Source organism: Comamonas brasiliensis (assembly GCF_018292285.1).
In the GTDB taxonomy this organism is placed as follows: domain Bacteria; phylum Pseudomonadota; class Gammaproteobacteria; order Burkholderiales; family Burkholderiaceae_C; genus Comamonas; species Comamonas brasiliensis.
Genome location: NZ_JAANES010000001.1, coordinates 1,365,982 through 1,379,665, shown reverse-complemented (window position 1 = coordinate 1,379,665; position 13,684 = coordinate 1,365,982). Strand labels below are relative to the sequence as shown.

10 protein-coding genes are annotated in these 13,684 nt (G+C 57.1%); 7 read left to right on the top strand and 3 right to left on the bottom strand.

Features of this window, described 5'->3' with window-relative positions; translation table 11 throughout:
• The first annotated feature begins 218 nt into the window (after positions 1-218).
• The 3 genes from DJFAAGMI_RS06160 (at position 219) to aspD (ending at position 4,910) form a co-directional block, all read left to right on the top strand.
• Positions 219-1,202 (top strand): DNA-binding protein, encoded by a 984-nt coding sequence (locus DJFAAGMI_RS06160; protein WP_211456353.1) that lies wholly within the window; start codon positions 219-221, stop codon positions 1,200-1,202.
• Between the two features lie 377 nt (positions 1,203-1,579).
• A complete protein-coding gene (gene aspT, locus DJFAAGMI_RS06155; protein WP_211456352.1) occupies positions 1,580-3,265 on the top strand; it encodes an aspartate-alanine antiporter in 1,686 nt (561 codons plus the stop codon).
• A gap of 43 nt (positions 3,266-3,308) precedes the next feature.
• On the top strand, positions 3,309-4,910 hold the full coding sequence (aspD, locus tag DJFAAGMI_RS06150) for an aspartate 4-decarboxylase (protein ID WP_043004286.1): 1,602 nt from the start codon (positions 3,309-3,311) through the stop codon (positions 4,908-4,910).
• 161 nt (positions 4,911-5,071) lie between these two features.
• On the opposite strand, the gene DJFAAGMI_RS06145 is transcribed toward aspD, so the two are convergent.
• Together DJFAAGMI_RS06145 and DJFAAGMI_RS06140 are read right to left on the bottom strand one after the other, a co-directional pair.
• Positions 5,072-6,640, bottom strand: coding sequence for an argininosuccinate lyase (locus tag DJFAAGMI_RS06145; protein WP_211456351.1), 1,569 nt, complete (start codon positions 6,638-6,640; stop codon positions 5,072-5,074).
• Between the two features lie 344 nt (positions 6,641-6,984).
• A complete protein-coding gene (locus tag DJFAAGMI_RS06140) occupies positions 6,985-7,875 on the bottom strand; it encodes a LysR family transcriptional regulator (RefSeq protein WP_211456350.1) in 891 nt (296 codons plus the stop codon).
• A gap of 80 nt (positions 7,876-7,955) precedes the next feature.
• On the opposite strand from DJFAAGMI_RS06140, the gene DJFAAGMI_RS06135 reads away from it, so the two are divergent.
• The 4 genes from DJFAAGMI_RS06135 to DJFAAGMI_RS06120 all read left to right on the top strand — a co-directional run bounded on the left by DJFAAGMI_RS06135 (position 7,956) and on the right by DJFAAGMI_RS06120 (position 12,959).
• Positions 7,956-9,335 (top strand): acyclic terpene utilization AtuA family protein, encoded by a 1,380-nt coding sequence (locus DJFAAGMI_RS06135; protein WP_211456349.1) that lies wholly within the window; start codon positions 7,956-7,958, stop codon positions 9,333-9,335.
• Between the two features lie 3 nt (positions 9,336-9,338).
• On the top strand, positions 9,339-9,701 hold the full coding sequence (locus tag DJFAAGMI_RS06130) for an AtuA-related protein (protein ID WP_167002032.1): 363 nt from the start codon (positions 9,339-9,341) through the stop codon (positions 9,699-9,701).
• A gap of 31 nt (positions 9,702-9,732) precedes the next feature.
• The gene (locus tag DJFAAGMI_RS06125) at positions 9,733-10,704 is read left to right on the top strand and encodes a Bug family tripartite tricarboxylate transporter substrate binding protein (RefSeq protein ID WP_211456755.1); all 972 of its coding nucleotides are present in this window, start codon (positions 9,733-9,735) and stop codon (positions 10,702-10,704) included.
• 137 nt (positions 10,705-10,841) lie between these two features.
• Positions 10,842-12,959, top strand: a complete 2,118-nt coding sequence (locus DJFAAGMI_RS06120; RefSeq protein WP_211456348.1) for an alpha/beta hydrolase domain-containing protein — start codon at positions 10,842-10,844, stop codon at positions 12,957-12,959.
• Positions 12,960-13,051: 92 nt separating this feature from the next.
• On the opposite strand, the gene DJFAAGMI_RS06115 is transcribed toward DJFAAGMI_RS06120, so the two are convergent.
• A complete protein-coding gene (locus DJFAAGMI_RS06115) occupies positions 13,052-13,360 on the bottom strand; it encodes an antibiotic biosynthesis monooxygenase family protein (RefSeq protein WP_211456347.1) in 309 nt (102 codons plus the stop codon).
• Positions 13,361-13,684 lie beyond the last annotated feature (324 nt).

The window sequence follows — 13,684 nt, the reverse complement described above, 5'->3', positions numbered from 1 at the left end:
CAGAACAACCGGTGTGTACAGGGTAACGAAATTGCTCTCGCTTGAACGCAGAACGGACTCCACCCTTAATCAAAGGGATAAAAACGGGTTAATGTACGTTGTCATCTGTATGAAAATTTCTTACGTAATATTTATTACATAAGATGTATTGTGTATTACGCATTCAATTGATAGATCACGATAACAATCACTTATCGTTAGTTATTTGAAGAATAGATATGAATACAAGCAAAACCACGTCCAGGGGCGTGCAGGAGTCCGATGTCTGGGCTGCGGCCGATGTCTTGATTGCCCAGGGTCTGCGCCCGACCATAGAGCGCGTGCGCCAGCAGATAGGGCGCGGCTCTCCGAATACGGTCAGTCCCATGCTGGAAACTTGGTTTGCCACGCTAGGGCGTCGTTTGGGGGTTGCGGGAGAACAGGATCCATCCGTGCTGCAGTCGGTGCCGGACCCTGTGCAGCGCCTTGCCGAAGAGCTCTGGAATACGGCACAGGAAGAGGCGAAAGCCGCAGCCAGCAAGGCCTTGGACCTTCGCGAGCAGGCTTTGAAAGCCGAGGAGCAGGCCTTTGTGGCACAGCAGGAGCAACTCGCTCAGCGAGAGGCAACCATGGAAGCGCAAAAAGATGCGCTGAATCAAGCCCTGCAGACCGCCCAGAACCACGCCCAGGATCTTGCACGTCGTCTTGACGAGATGCAGCAGACGCTGCAGGAGCGCGATCAGCGCCTGGAAGAGCTGCGTGACGAGTTGGGCAATGCCGTGCGCCAGCGTGAGTTGCAGCAGCAAAAGCACAGTGAAGAAATTCAGTCCGCCGCAGCGGAACGCCAGCGCATGGCCGAGCAGTACGCGGGCAACGAACGCCATATGCTCAACGAGGTCGACCGTGCACGTCAGGAGCTCACGACAGCGAGAAAAAGCCTGCAGGACCAGGAGCGCAAGTCCGAGTCGCGCTATCAGGAGATGCAAGGCCGCCTGGACCAATCGGAGCAGGAGATATTGAATCTGCATGCCCAGTTGCAGACAGCCCAGAACACCGCAGCCCTGGCGCAGGAGCGTGCAGCCGATCTCAAAAATCTGCTGGAGGCTCAGCAAAGAATTGCGGTTGCAGCCACGGCCCAGGATTCGAATGCGGCTCAACCTCTGGCGCGTCGAAACAATCTCGCGGCGACCCGCCGCTCCATCAACCGGCGAACCCTTCGCTAGGCAATATCCGGCAACCCGCCACGGTCCGTCCGGCTTGTTTTTTATGCAGCCGCACGGACTGCCTCTTATTGCTGCGGCTTGTCAATATCCTCTGGGAACGCCGAGCTACAGCGGCCCAACCATGACTATCCCGAAATAATTAATCGGTAACGTCCTACATTTCGGTACGCTTTTGTCTTTAATAGTGGTGGGAAATAGAAGAAGACAAGAACTAACCCGCCAATGGATGCGGCATCAGTTTTGAGACGGGCGATCTCGATGCACGCTTCCTAGTAGCAAACCGCTTTCTCCTGAGTTCAAGCATTTCCAGGGCCTGGTATTGAAGCCTGAACGGACTTTCTGTTGCTTGATCTTTTTATCCGGAAATAGAGGTGGCCATGGATTTACTCAAAAGCATTTTTCACCAATCACCGGAGGCGGCACTTTTTGCGTCTCTGGCCCTGGGATACTGGGTCGGCAAGTTTCGCTTTGGCTCATTCCAGCTGGGGGGCGTGGCAGGTTCCTTATTGGCGGCAGTCTTGATCAGCCAGATCGGCATTCAGATAGATTCAGGCATCAAGGCCGTGCTTTTCGCCTTGTTCATATATGCCGTAGGCTTTGAAAGCGGTCCGCAATTCTTCAATTCTCTGGGGCGCCATTCGGTCAAGGAAATCATGATGGCCGTCGTGGTCGCCTTGTCCGGTTTGATCACGGTGGTGGTGATTGCCCGGGTATTCAGTCTGGACAAAGGACTGGCTGCAGGTCTTGCGGCCGGCGGGCTGACCCAGTCGGCAATCATTGGAACGGCCGGTTCTGCGATTGAGAAACTCGGGCTCTCGGGCGAGGAGGTGCAGCGCATGCAGGCCAACGTTGCCATCGGCTATGCGGTGACCTATATATTCGGCTCCTTCGGGGCCATCATCATGTGCGTCAATGTCCTGCCATGGATTACCGGACGCAATATCCGGGACGACGCGGTTCAGGCCGAGCAGGAGCAGCTCAAAGGCGTGCGGGTCTATGGCGTGGGTGAATCGCCAGCGGCACCCGATCTGGTGGGCCGTATTTTCCGCGTCGCCCAATCGGGCAAAACCGTGGCAGATCTCGAAGCCGGGGGGACCCAGGGCAGGGTGACGGTGGAGCGCATTCAGCGAAAGAATGCTCTGGTTGGCGTGGACCCCAGCCTGGTACTGGAGGCCGGCGACATTGTTTTGCTGGTCGGACGCCGCCCCGCCGTGGTGTCTCTGGGCCAGACGGTAGGCGATGAGCTGCCCGGAGCCCAGGGCATGGACGTGGTGATGGTGCGCCGCGATGTGGCCATTTCCAATTCCCAGTATCTGAATCGCAGCGTCAAGGACATTCTGGACAGCCTGTCTCAGGATCTCAAGCACGGTGTCTATGCCGAGGGCTTGATACGCGCGGGATCGCCGGTTCCCATCACCGCGCAGACCATGGTGATGCCCGGCGATGTGGTCACCTTGTTCGGCACACCTCAGGACGTTCAGAAGGCTTCCCAGGCCGCCGGCCCAATCATTGTTCCCAGCGACAAGACCGACTGGGTGTTCCACGGCTTCGGCATTGTCGTCGGCCTGCTGATCGGCCTGCTCGTGCTGCGCATAGGCGCTATTCCCATTACCTTGGGCAGCGGTGGCGGTGCCTTGCTTTCCGGCCTGCTGTTTGGCTGGTGGCGCAGCCGCAAGCACACCATGGGCAATATGCCAACAAGCGCCTCGACATTGCTGCGCGACCTGGGGCTGGCCGGTTTTGTGGCCATGGTGGGCCTGCAGTCCGGCCAGCAGGCGGTCAGCACGGTCATGGAACAGGGCTTGACGCTGTTCATGCTGGGCGTTCTGGTCACCATCATTCCGCTGCTGATTGCCATTTTGTTCGGCAAGTACGTGCTGCGTTACGACAACGTGGCCGTGTTCGCAGGTTCGCTGTCTGGCGCACGCAGTGCCAACCCCGCATTTGGCGAGGTTCTGGACAAGGCTGGCAATTCAATCCCCACCACCCCGTTTGCAATCACTTATGCCTTGGCCAATGTGTTCCTGACTTTGTTGGGTCCATTGGTCATCGCCTTTGCGTGAAACCCTGAACTGATTCACTAGGACGAATGGAAGGAGTTGCGATATGAGCAAGGATTATCAGAGTCTGGCGAACTTGAGCCCGTTCGAGCTCAAGGATGAGTTGATCAAGATCGCCTCGGGCGACGGAAACCGCCTCATGCTCAATGCGGGGCGGGGCAATCCCAATTTTCTGGCAACCACACCGAGAAGAGCATTTTTCCGTCTGGGTTTGTTTGCGGCTTCCGAGTCTGAGCTTTCGTATTCTTATATGACCACGGTGGGCGTCGGAGGCCTGGCAAAGATTGAGGGTATAGAAGGGCGCTTCGAGCGCTATATTGCCGAAAACCGCGATCAGGAAGGCGTTCGTTTTCTCGGTAAATCCCTGAGTTATGTCCGCGATCAGCTGGGTCTGGACCCCGCCGAGTTTCTCCATGAAATGGTCGACGGCATTCTGGGCTGCAATTACCCGGTGCCACCGCGCATGCTGAAAATCAGCGAAAAAATCGTGCGCCAGTACATCATCCGCGAAATGGCAGGCGATTCCATGCCGGGCGAATCCGTGGAATTGTTTGCCGTCGAGGGCGGCACGGCCGCCATGGCCTATATCTTCGAGAGCATGAAGGTCAACGGCCTGCTCAAAGCCGGTGACAAGGTGGCCATCGGCATGCCGGTTTTCACACCATATATAGAAATTCCAGAGCTGGCCCAGTATGCGCTGGAGGAGGTGGCCATCAATGCCGACCCGGCCCTGAACTGGCAATATCCGGATTCCGAGCTGGACAAGCTCAAGGATCCGGCCATCAAGATCTTCTTCTGCGTGAACCCCAGCAATCCGCCATCAGTAAAGATGGACGAGCGCAGTCTGGAGCGTGTGCGCAAGATCGTGGCCGAACATCGACCGGATCTGATGATCCTCACCGATGACGTTTATGGCACGTTTGCCGATGGCTTTCAGTCGCTATTTGCGATTTGCCCGGCCAACACCTTGCTGGTCTATTCGTTCTCCAAATACTTTGGTGCCACTGGCTGGCGTCTGGGTGTGGTGGCTGCACATAAGGAAAACATCTTTGACCTGGCATTGGGCAAGCTGCCTGAGTCCGAGAAAACAGAGCTCGATCATCGCTATCGTTCACTGCTGCCCGATGTGCGCTCATTGAAGTTCATCGATCGCCTGGTTGCCGACAGCCGCGCGGTTGCCTTGAACCACACGGCCGGTCTGTCCACGCCCCAGCAGGTTCAGATGACCCTGTTCTCGCTGTTTGCGCTCATGGACGAGAGCGACCAGTACAAGCACACGCTCAAGCAACTGATACGACGTCGTGAAGCAACGCTGTATCGCGAGTTGGGCACGCCTCCGCAAAGAGACGAAAATGCGGTCGATTACTACACCTTGATCGACCTGCAGGACGTGACCTCCAAGCTTTATGGCGAAGCATTCTCGCAATGGGCGGTCAAGCAGTCCTCGACCGGCGACATGCTGTTCCGGATTGCCGATGAAACTGGAATCGTGCTCCTGCCGGGCCGTGGCTTTGGATCGGACCGTCCATCGGGACGCGCCTCCTTGGCCAATCTCAACGAGTATGAATACGCGGCCATAGGTCGTGCGCTGCGCAAAATGGCTGACGAGCTGTACGCGCAATACACCGAGCAAGGCAATAAGCGCTGATGGCGAGGGGCTTGCCTGAATGTGGCCATGAGTGATCCTCTTGGCCACATTCAGGCTGCAGTGCGGTGCATCAAGGCTTGCGGCACCGTCGCTCGCAAAAGGCCTGCCCGGCCGCCAATGCATTTGAAAAGAGGCTTCGGCCTCTTTTCTGGTTTTCCTCTTCACTGAGCCATCAGGCGTGAGAAGTCGCGATCAAGATCCTTGATGGCCGCCTCGATGCGTTTGCTTCGCTCTGCCGTCCATTGCTCCTCCTGGGCAAGCATTTGCCTGGAGCGCACAATCATGCGGGTCATCTCCGCAGGCTGTGGGCCGCCAGCAGTCACACGATTCTTCACGATGGCCACAGGGTCCAGCGCTGCCCGGAATTCGTCCTCCGACATCGGCAGGCTTCCGTTCTCGATGGACATCTCGTGTTTCAGCGTCGCGGCGTAGATGCGCTGGGCATCAGCGTAAGGGAAGTCGCGAGGGGTGATATTGCGTTCCTTGGCAAAGCTGACGACCTCCGAAGCAAAGTGGTGACCCACGCGGAAAGGCAATTTGTACTTGCGCATCAGAACATCCGCCACCTCCTGGGAGGCCGTCCAGTCAAGATTCAGCTCTTCAAGCGCACGTTCGGGATTGATCACCAGGCCGCTGAGCACCTTGTCAAATCCCTGAAGAGTGGAAATCGTGGCTGCAATCAGCGCGGAGGAGTCATGGGATGACTTGTTATCGCTCATTCCCGGCGGAATATTGTGCTGGCTGATGAGGCGCCCCACCCCCAGAGCCAGCACGCGCGAAGCGTTGGCGCGGGTGTCGTTGAGCAATCCAGGATTTCGCTTCTGAGGCATGGCACTTGAGACGTAGGTGTTCCCTCCACCCTCCCGGAGCAGAATCCATGGCCTGGGCTGCGCGTACTGCACCATCACGTCCTCGACAAAGGCTCCGACGTGCAGTGAAATGCTCGACGCAACTGCGCCGATCTCCACCGGCATCTCGGCAGCCAGGATTTGTGCGGCATCGTAGGCATTGTCCACGGTGGCCGGGTAGCCAAGGTACTTGGCCATTCGCTCGCGATTCAGCGGCCAACTAGTGCCGTTGAGAACCGTCGTGCCCATTGCCGACTGGTCGATGCGCGCGAATGCCTCGTGAAGGCGCTGGGCGTCCCGGTCAAAACCGGCAAGGTGTCCCAGAAGGTAGTGCCCATAGCTATTAGGTTGAGCGGCCACCCCGTTGGTGTAATTCGGAACAACCGTGTTGGCATAAGTCTGGGCCAGCCGCAGCAGATGAGCACGGGTCTGTGCCAGCTGTTTGTTCAGGCGCAGCATATCGTCCCGCTGTATGGCGGAGCGCACCGTAGCCAACATATCCTGGCTTGAACGCCCGGCATGAAGAAGAGTGGCTTCCACGCCTGCTGCATCAATGAGCAGGGGCTCGAAAGTGATGACCAAACCTGGTCGTTTACCATTGGGAGCATCGCCTGCGTTCAAGACGCTCTGGAGACCTCGCGCAATTTTGGGAGCCATGGACTTGTCGAGCAAGCCCTCATCGGTATTGATGACTGCCGACGCCTTGTTGATTTGCCCCAGCCAGAAGAAGGCGTCGCGCTTCGACTCCTGCGCAAACGCGCCATTGGCCAGCGATGCCAGCGCAAACGTGGCAACCAGGAGCTTGCGCAACGCCCCACCGGCAAGGCCGTAGGGCAATTTTGACAAGACGGCACTGCGCTTGCGGTTGGTTCTGTATTTCATGTATGTCTCCTGGGCTCTAGGGATGGTGACCAAGGCTGGGTGCCTTGTATTACCGACTCGATAACTCTGTAACGGCAGATGGCTGAGGGCGAGCTGATGGCGAATGATGCATGTCTTCACGACGCGAAATTGCTATACGGCTGAACTGGACGCAAAAAAAGCTTGGAGCCAGGAGAGGGCACAGCTAATGCTCACCCTGTATGCCGATTGGCGCTATTAGAGTCTCGCGGCCTGCCACCGGCTGTCCCAGGCGAGATACGTGTTTTGCACAGCTAAGCTTGTCCCGGCTCTGTCTTGTGGCTGATGGGGCAGCATCGGCAAAGTGCATATTGCAATCAGCCAGGTCAAGCGTTTGCAGGACGCATCTGCTGCATCAATTGATAGAGCGCTTCAGCTACCAGTGAAAGGCTGCGCTCTCGCTTTCGAACCATATAGATCTGCCGGTCCATACCCGGCAGCAGCAGGTGCCGGGCCACCAATCCGGGCTTGTCGAAGTGAAACAGGCTCAGCGCCGGAGCTACGGTGATGCCTAGTCCGGCTTGCACCAGCCCCATCACGGTGGCCAATTGCTCGACCTCAACGAAAGTCTGCATCTTTCGAGGAAAAAAAGCGGCATCCAGATACTGGCGAACACTGCTGTGGCGTGCCAGGTGGATGAAGGGCCAGGGTGTCAGATCCTCCAGGGACAGCTCGACCTTGTCCGCCAGTGGATGGTCGCCAGGGCACACCATATAGAAGCCGTCGCTGCAAAACGGCTCAGCCTTCAGGTCGGGTGTATCCACGCGTATGGCGGCCAGCGCAAAATCCGCATCTCCGTTGGCAACGGCAGCGATGCATGGCTCGGACAGCACGTCCAACACACCCAGCTGAACTCCCGGATGCCGCGCGGTGTACATCTTCAGCACTTCAGGAAGCCAGCCCGCGGCAAGGGATGGCAGCAATGCAACTGATACGTGCCCCTGAGCCAGTTGTGCTGTATCACGCATCGCTCTCTCGCAGGCAGCGAATTCTGCGGCGAGGCGCTCCGCAGACTGCAGGAATCGTTCGCCTTCACGGGTAAGCACCACGTGTCTTGTGCTTCGGTCGAACAGTTTGAGACCTACCGTTTGCTCCACGGAGCGGATGAGTGCGCTGAAAGCCGGTTGTGACAGGTGGCACATGCTGGCGGCCTGGGTGAAGTTCTTTTGCTTGGCCAGTACCAGGAATGCCTGCACATCACGCGACGATAGATTCATTTGAAATGCGGATTAATTAATCTCAATTATCGATTTCACAGCTTATAGCGGTTTTCCTATAGTGGGCAACAGGAGGTTTCATGACAAGAGTGCAAAACGAAACGACGTCGTTGCTCATCGGATGTGCGGCAGGCTTTTCCGGCGATCGAATTGATGCGGCGCAACCCGTCGTGCAGGAGCTGGTTCGACAAAGCAAACCTGCCTTTCTGATCTTTGAAACGCTTGCCGAGCGCACTCTGGCACTGGCGCAGCTTGCTCGCCGTCAGAATCCCGATGCAGGCTATGAGCCACTCATGGTGGAGTTTCTCCGGCCCGTGCTCGCCGACTGCCTGGCGCATGGCATTCGAATCGTCAGCAACTTTGGTGCGGCCAACCCACAAGGTGCAGCCCGGGCCATTGCTGCATTGGCCAGGGAGCTCGGAACGCGCCTACCCCAAATAGCGGTTGTTCATGGGGATGACCTCAGCGGACCCGCGCACTACCAACTGCTCGAAAAAGCTCTGGGCTCGGACATGCCAGACCAGCAGTTGGTGAGCGCCAATGCCTATATAGGTGCACGACCCATTGCCGAGGCACTGCTGGCAGGTGCAGACATTGTGGTGTGCGGCCGCGTCTCCGACCCCTCGCTTGTAGTGGGACCTGCCATGGCCCACTTCGGATGGGCCTGGGATGACTGGAATCGCCTGGCACGAGCCACGATGACCGGGCATTTGCTGGAATGTGGAACCCAGGTCTCTGGCGGCTATTTCGCAGACCCGGGGTACAAAGATGTACCCGGTATGGAGCGCCTGGGGTATCCCATTGCCGAAATCGACATCGCGGGCAACAGCACCATCTTCAAGCCATCTCTTACCGGGGGCTGCATCACCGCAGCCACGGTCAAGGAGCAACTGCTCTACGAAATCCATGACCCTGCCTGCTACCTCACGCCAGACGTTGTTGCCGACATCACTCAGGCAGAAGTGATTTCGGTTGGGCCTGACCGGGTGCGCCTGGAAGGTGTCATTGGCCATCCGAGGCCGGAGATGCTCAAAGTCAATGTCTGCTTTGAGTCAGGATGGTTTGCCGAGGGAGAGATCTCCTACGCAGGCCCGAGAGCACAAGAGCGCGCGCGTCTGGCGGCCCAGACCATATCCAGGCGCCTGGCGAATATTGCTCCCCTCAGAACCGATCTGATCGGCGTGACCAGCGTCTGGGGAAACGACAGCAGCGACTGGCTGACTGACGAAGGCATTGCCGGCGAATCCCGGGATGTCCGGCTTCGCATGGCCTGGCAGCATGCCGACCATGCGGTGGCTGCGCGTCTGCCGCGCGAGATCAACGCCTTGTACTGCTGCGGCCCGGCGGGGGGAGGGGGCGTTCGCACCCATATGCGTCAGCGCCTGGGAATGGTGTCGTGCCTGGTACCTCAGCAACAGATTACGACTGGCTTCCACTGGACCAAGCCACATCAGGAGTAAGCCATGAACTCAACCCTTACCGTTCCCCTTTACCGAGTTGCGCATGGACGCACGGGTGACAAAGGCAACCGCTCCAACATCAGCGTCATTGCATGGCATCCGGATTTGTGGGAGGTGGTATGCGAACAAGTCACCGAACAAGTCGTGATGCACCTGTTTGCAGATCGCAAGCCAAGCCATGTTCGGCGATACCTGCTACCCAAGCTCCACGCCATGAATCTGGTGCTCGACAACGTACTGGATGGGGGGGTCAACGACTCGCTGAACCTGGACAGCCATGGAAAAACGCTGTGCTTCAGGGTACTTGAAATGCCTGTCGTGGTTCCATGCCATCTCGAGCCACTGCTCGTCGGCCCAAGCGCCTGAATTTTCTACAACAACCACTAGGAGACAAACCATGAAATTTCTGACACGACGCACTGTTTTTGCATGCGGCGCAAGCCTGGCGCTCAGCCCGCTGGCCTTTGCACAGAGCGAATTTCCAAACAAGCCTATTACCTTTGTTGTTCCGTTTGCCGCCGGCAGTGCGACAGACCAGCTTGCACGCGCCTTGGGACAAGCCGTTTCCGAGCAAACCAAGCAGCCGGTCGTGGTGGAAAACAAAGGCGGTGCCAGCGGCATGATTGCGGCGCAAGCTGTGGCCAAGGCCACACCTGATGGCTACACCGTGCTCATCACGACCAATACGACGCATGCTGCCAACGAGCATCTGTACAAAAAGCTGTCGTACGACCCTGTCAAGGACTTCACCCCCATCACAGGTCTGGGCAAAGGTGGACAGGTCCTGGTCGTTCCTGCGACTTCGCCTTATCAGTCCGTAGGCGATCTGCTGGGCTACGCCAAAGCCAATCCCGGCAAGCTGAGTTTTGGCAGCGGCAGCTCTTCAAGCCGTGTGGCTGGCGAAATGCTGAAGCAACTCGCCGGAGTCGACATCCTTCACGTTCCCTACAAGAGCAATCCGCTCGCCCTCACAGATCTTCTCGGCGGGCAAATAAACCTGATGATTACCGACGTCTCGACGGGCGTTCCTCAAATCAAGGCCGGCAAGCTGCGCCCGCTGGGTTACTCCACCCAAAAGCGCAGCGCACAGTTGCCTGATGTTCCAACCATCGCGGAAGCCGGTGTCAAAGGCTATGACATGGGCTACTGGTTTGCAGCCTACACGCCTGCCAATACACCAGCACCTGTCGCGGCCAGACTCAATCAACTGCTGACCAAGGCGGTGAACAGCGCTGCGGCCAAGTCCTTCTTCAATATGTCCGGCTCCGAAGCCTGGACCACCTCTGCCTCGGAGCTGGCACAGTTCCAGGCCGCAGAAACCACCAAGTGGGGACAGGTCATCAAGGCGGCAGGCATCACGCCTGAATAAGGCGGGCGACCGCGCAGCGGCCCAGCACCCGGGCCGCTCACACTCAATCCAGTCCATCTTCAAATTGGCCGCCAGATGCCAAGGGATAACTGCGCCGTTCTGAAACCTGGTTCATCGATAAAAACAAGGAGACAAACATGCATGCGTTCAAGCTAACAATAGCCGCCATGGCAGCGGCAATCGCCGCAGGATGCGGGGGAGGCGACGGCGGCAAGTCCGTCAATGAATCTGCCAAGCCCAGGCTGGCTATCCAGATTACGTCCACTCAGGATTTTCCTGGAACCTATGGCAGCGTTGGAGCCTATGAGAAAGTCAGCGGAACAATCTCTGGGGAACTCGACCCGAAAGATGCCAGAAACCGCATCATTCAAGACTTGGCGCTTGCTCCGGTCAACGCCAGGGGAATGGTGGAGTACTCAACGGACTTCATGCTTCTCAAGCCCAAGAACATGTCCAAAGCCAGCGGCGTGCTCCGCTACGACGCTCCGAATCGAGGCAACATCCTGACCATGCCCAATCCCAGCAGCACACCAAGTGACGCTGTCTACATGGAACGGGGCTACGTGATGTTGTATGCGGCTTGGCAAGGCGATGTGCCCAAATCCTCTGCCGAGCGTTTGACGGCAAAAGTGCCGGTGGCAATCAATACGGATGGCAGCAGCATCACCGGCACATATCGCACCGAGCTGGTTCCAGGTACTGCCACGTCAACGATGGGCCTGCCTGGTGGTGTCTTCAATGGAACCATGCTTCCATACGCGCCAGCCAGCCTAGACAATACCGCCCCTGGCTATTCGTTAACTCGGCGCATCAATGAAACGGACAAGCGAGAATTGATTCCCGCATCTGATTGGAAGTTTGCGGACTGCACTTCAAGCGCGCCGTTTCCAGGCATCGCAGATGCAGGCAAAGTCTGCATGAAGGATGGCTTCGATCCTTTGTATCTGTATGAACTGGTCTATGTTGCCAAGGACCCCAAAGTCATGGGAGTCGGGCTTGCTGCATTGCGTGATGCTGTTCATTTCTTCCGCTCGACAGAGAAGGACAGCAACGGCAGCCCCAATCCGTTGGCTGGGCGCATCAAATACACGCTTGGCCAAGGTACGTCCCAGTCGGGAAATGCCATGAAGACCTTCCTGCATCTGGGCTTCAACCAGGCAACTGACGGCTCACGCGTATTTGACGGGATGTATGCGCATGTCGCTGCACGTCAAACCAATGTCAACACGCGTTTTGCAGTTCCGGGAGGGGGAGGGGGGCTGCGCACCGACCATACCGCGTTTGGCCAGACCGCACCACGCGGTCTTGACAAGAGCTATGTCGATGGCATCAGTGGCCGCGAAGGCGGGGTCATGCGTCGCTGCAGCGAGTCCAATACCTGCCCCAAGTTCTTTCTGGGACTGTCAGGCACGGAGTTCTGGCAGTTGCAAGGTTCGCCCGTACTCACGAATACGCAAGGAAGCAGGGACATTGCACAACCGGACAATGCCCGCATCTACTACTACTCCAGCACACAACACGGCGGGGCGGGTGGCGAATCCAGCATCAGCTACGCACCAAATCGTAATGTTTACCCTGCCGGAACGGTTGTGCATTTCAATGACACATTCCGAGCTCTTTTCCTTGCCTTGGAAGACTGGGTGACCAAAGGCACGGAGCCTCCGGGAAGCCAGACCCCTTTGCTGGCCGACGGCACATTGGTCAAGCCCGGATCAGTTCAGTTCCCCGCAATGCAGGGAGTCCAGTGGAAATCCGGCACGGGCCTATCCGCCATACCGGCTTTCAACTACCTGGCCCGCTATAACAATTACGAATTGCTGGAGTTCGGACCGCAATACCGGCCCGAAGATGAGTCAGGCATTGCAAGCATCTTGCCGCCCCGACAAACGGGTCGGCAGTATCCAATACTGGTGCCTCAGGTTGACCCTCGAACCGGTCTCACGATTGCCGGCATCCGCTCGGTAGAAGCACTTGCGCCGCTCGGTACAAGTATTGAGTTCAACTATGTGGCGAGCGACAAGATCGTTGATTTGTCTAATCTGACGGGGAGCTACATACCGTTCCACAAGACTCGAGCTCAGAGAATTGCGGCAGGTGATACACGTGTCTCTCTCGAAGAGCTGTATGTCAACCAGGACGGATATGTGCAAGCGGTCTCAGCAGCCGCACGAGGCCTGGTTGAAAAGCGGCTTTTGCTCCAGCGTGATGCGGAACTCATCATCGAGAAAGCAAGAAACTCAGCAATCTTCGAATAAAGAAGAGCAGATATGGCAACTGGTGCTTGAGCGCCAGTTGCTCTATGCATGGAGATCCGCGGCTGTTAAGGCACAAATCTGGGCCTTCTCCGTTACTTGACAGTCCGGCTGTCTTCGACGGTGAAGTGCTCTACATGCGGTGGCTCCACAAAATAAGGACCGATGATGGCGCGCCACTCGGCAAAAGCGGCGGACTGGCGGAATCCAATCGTGTGGTCGTCCAGAGTTTCCCAATATACGGTCAGCACATAGCGACCCTCGGTCTCGATGCAGGCAAGGACTGTATGGCCGAGATAGCCAGTGGCCTTGCTCAGCACGGCGTCTGCGGCCCGACGAATGGCGCTTCCAAAATCCTTGTGCTTGGCTGGCTCCACCTTGAAGTCTGCAATTTCAACAATCATCAGTTTTCTCCTGTTGGTACGACGAAAGATAGTCACGAGGAGCCTATCTCACTTAGATGCTAAGGGCGCAAGCATCCAGCCGATGCTTATAAAGACGCAACCCGTATGTCTAAAGAAACTTTGGCTTTCGTAGCTCTCGATGATAATCTATATACGATGTATATTATGTTAAATCGCATAATTGCTCGTCTCAGGACAAAGCTGCTGAACAACGTGAGGTGGGTGAGGTAATTTCTTGTACGAATCTGAAGTAAATCCTTGTACTGCTGTTAATGATGTGAGGTGCAGAACAAGGTAGCGGTACCTGGAGCAGCTTTTCAACCG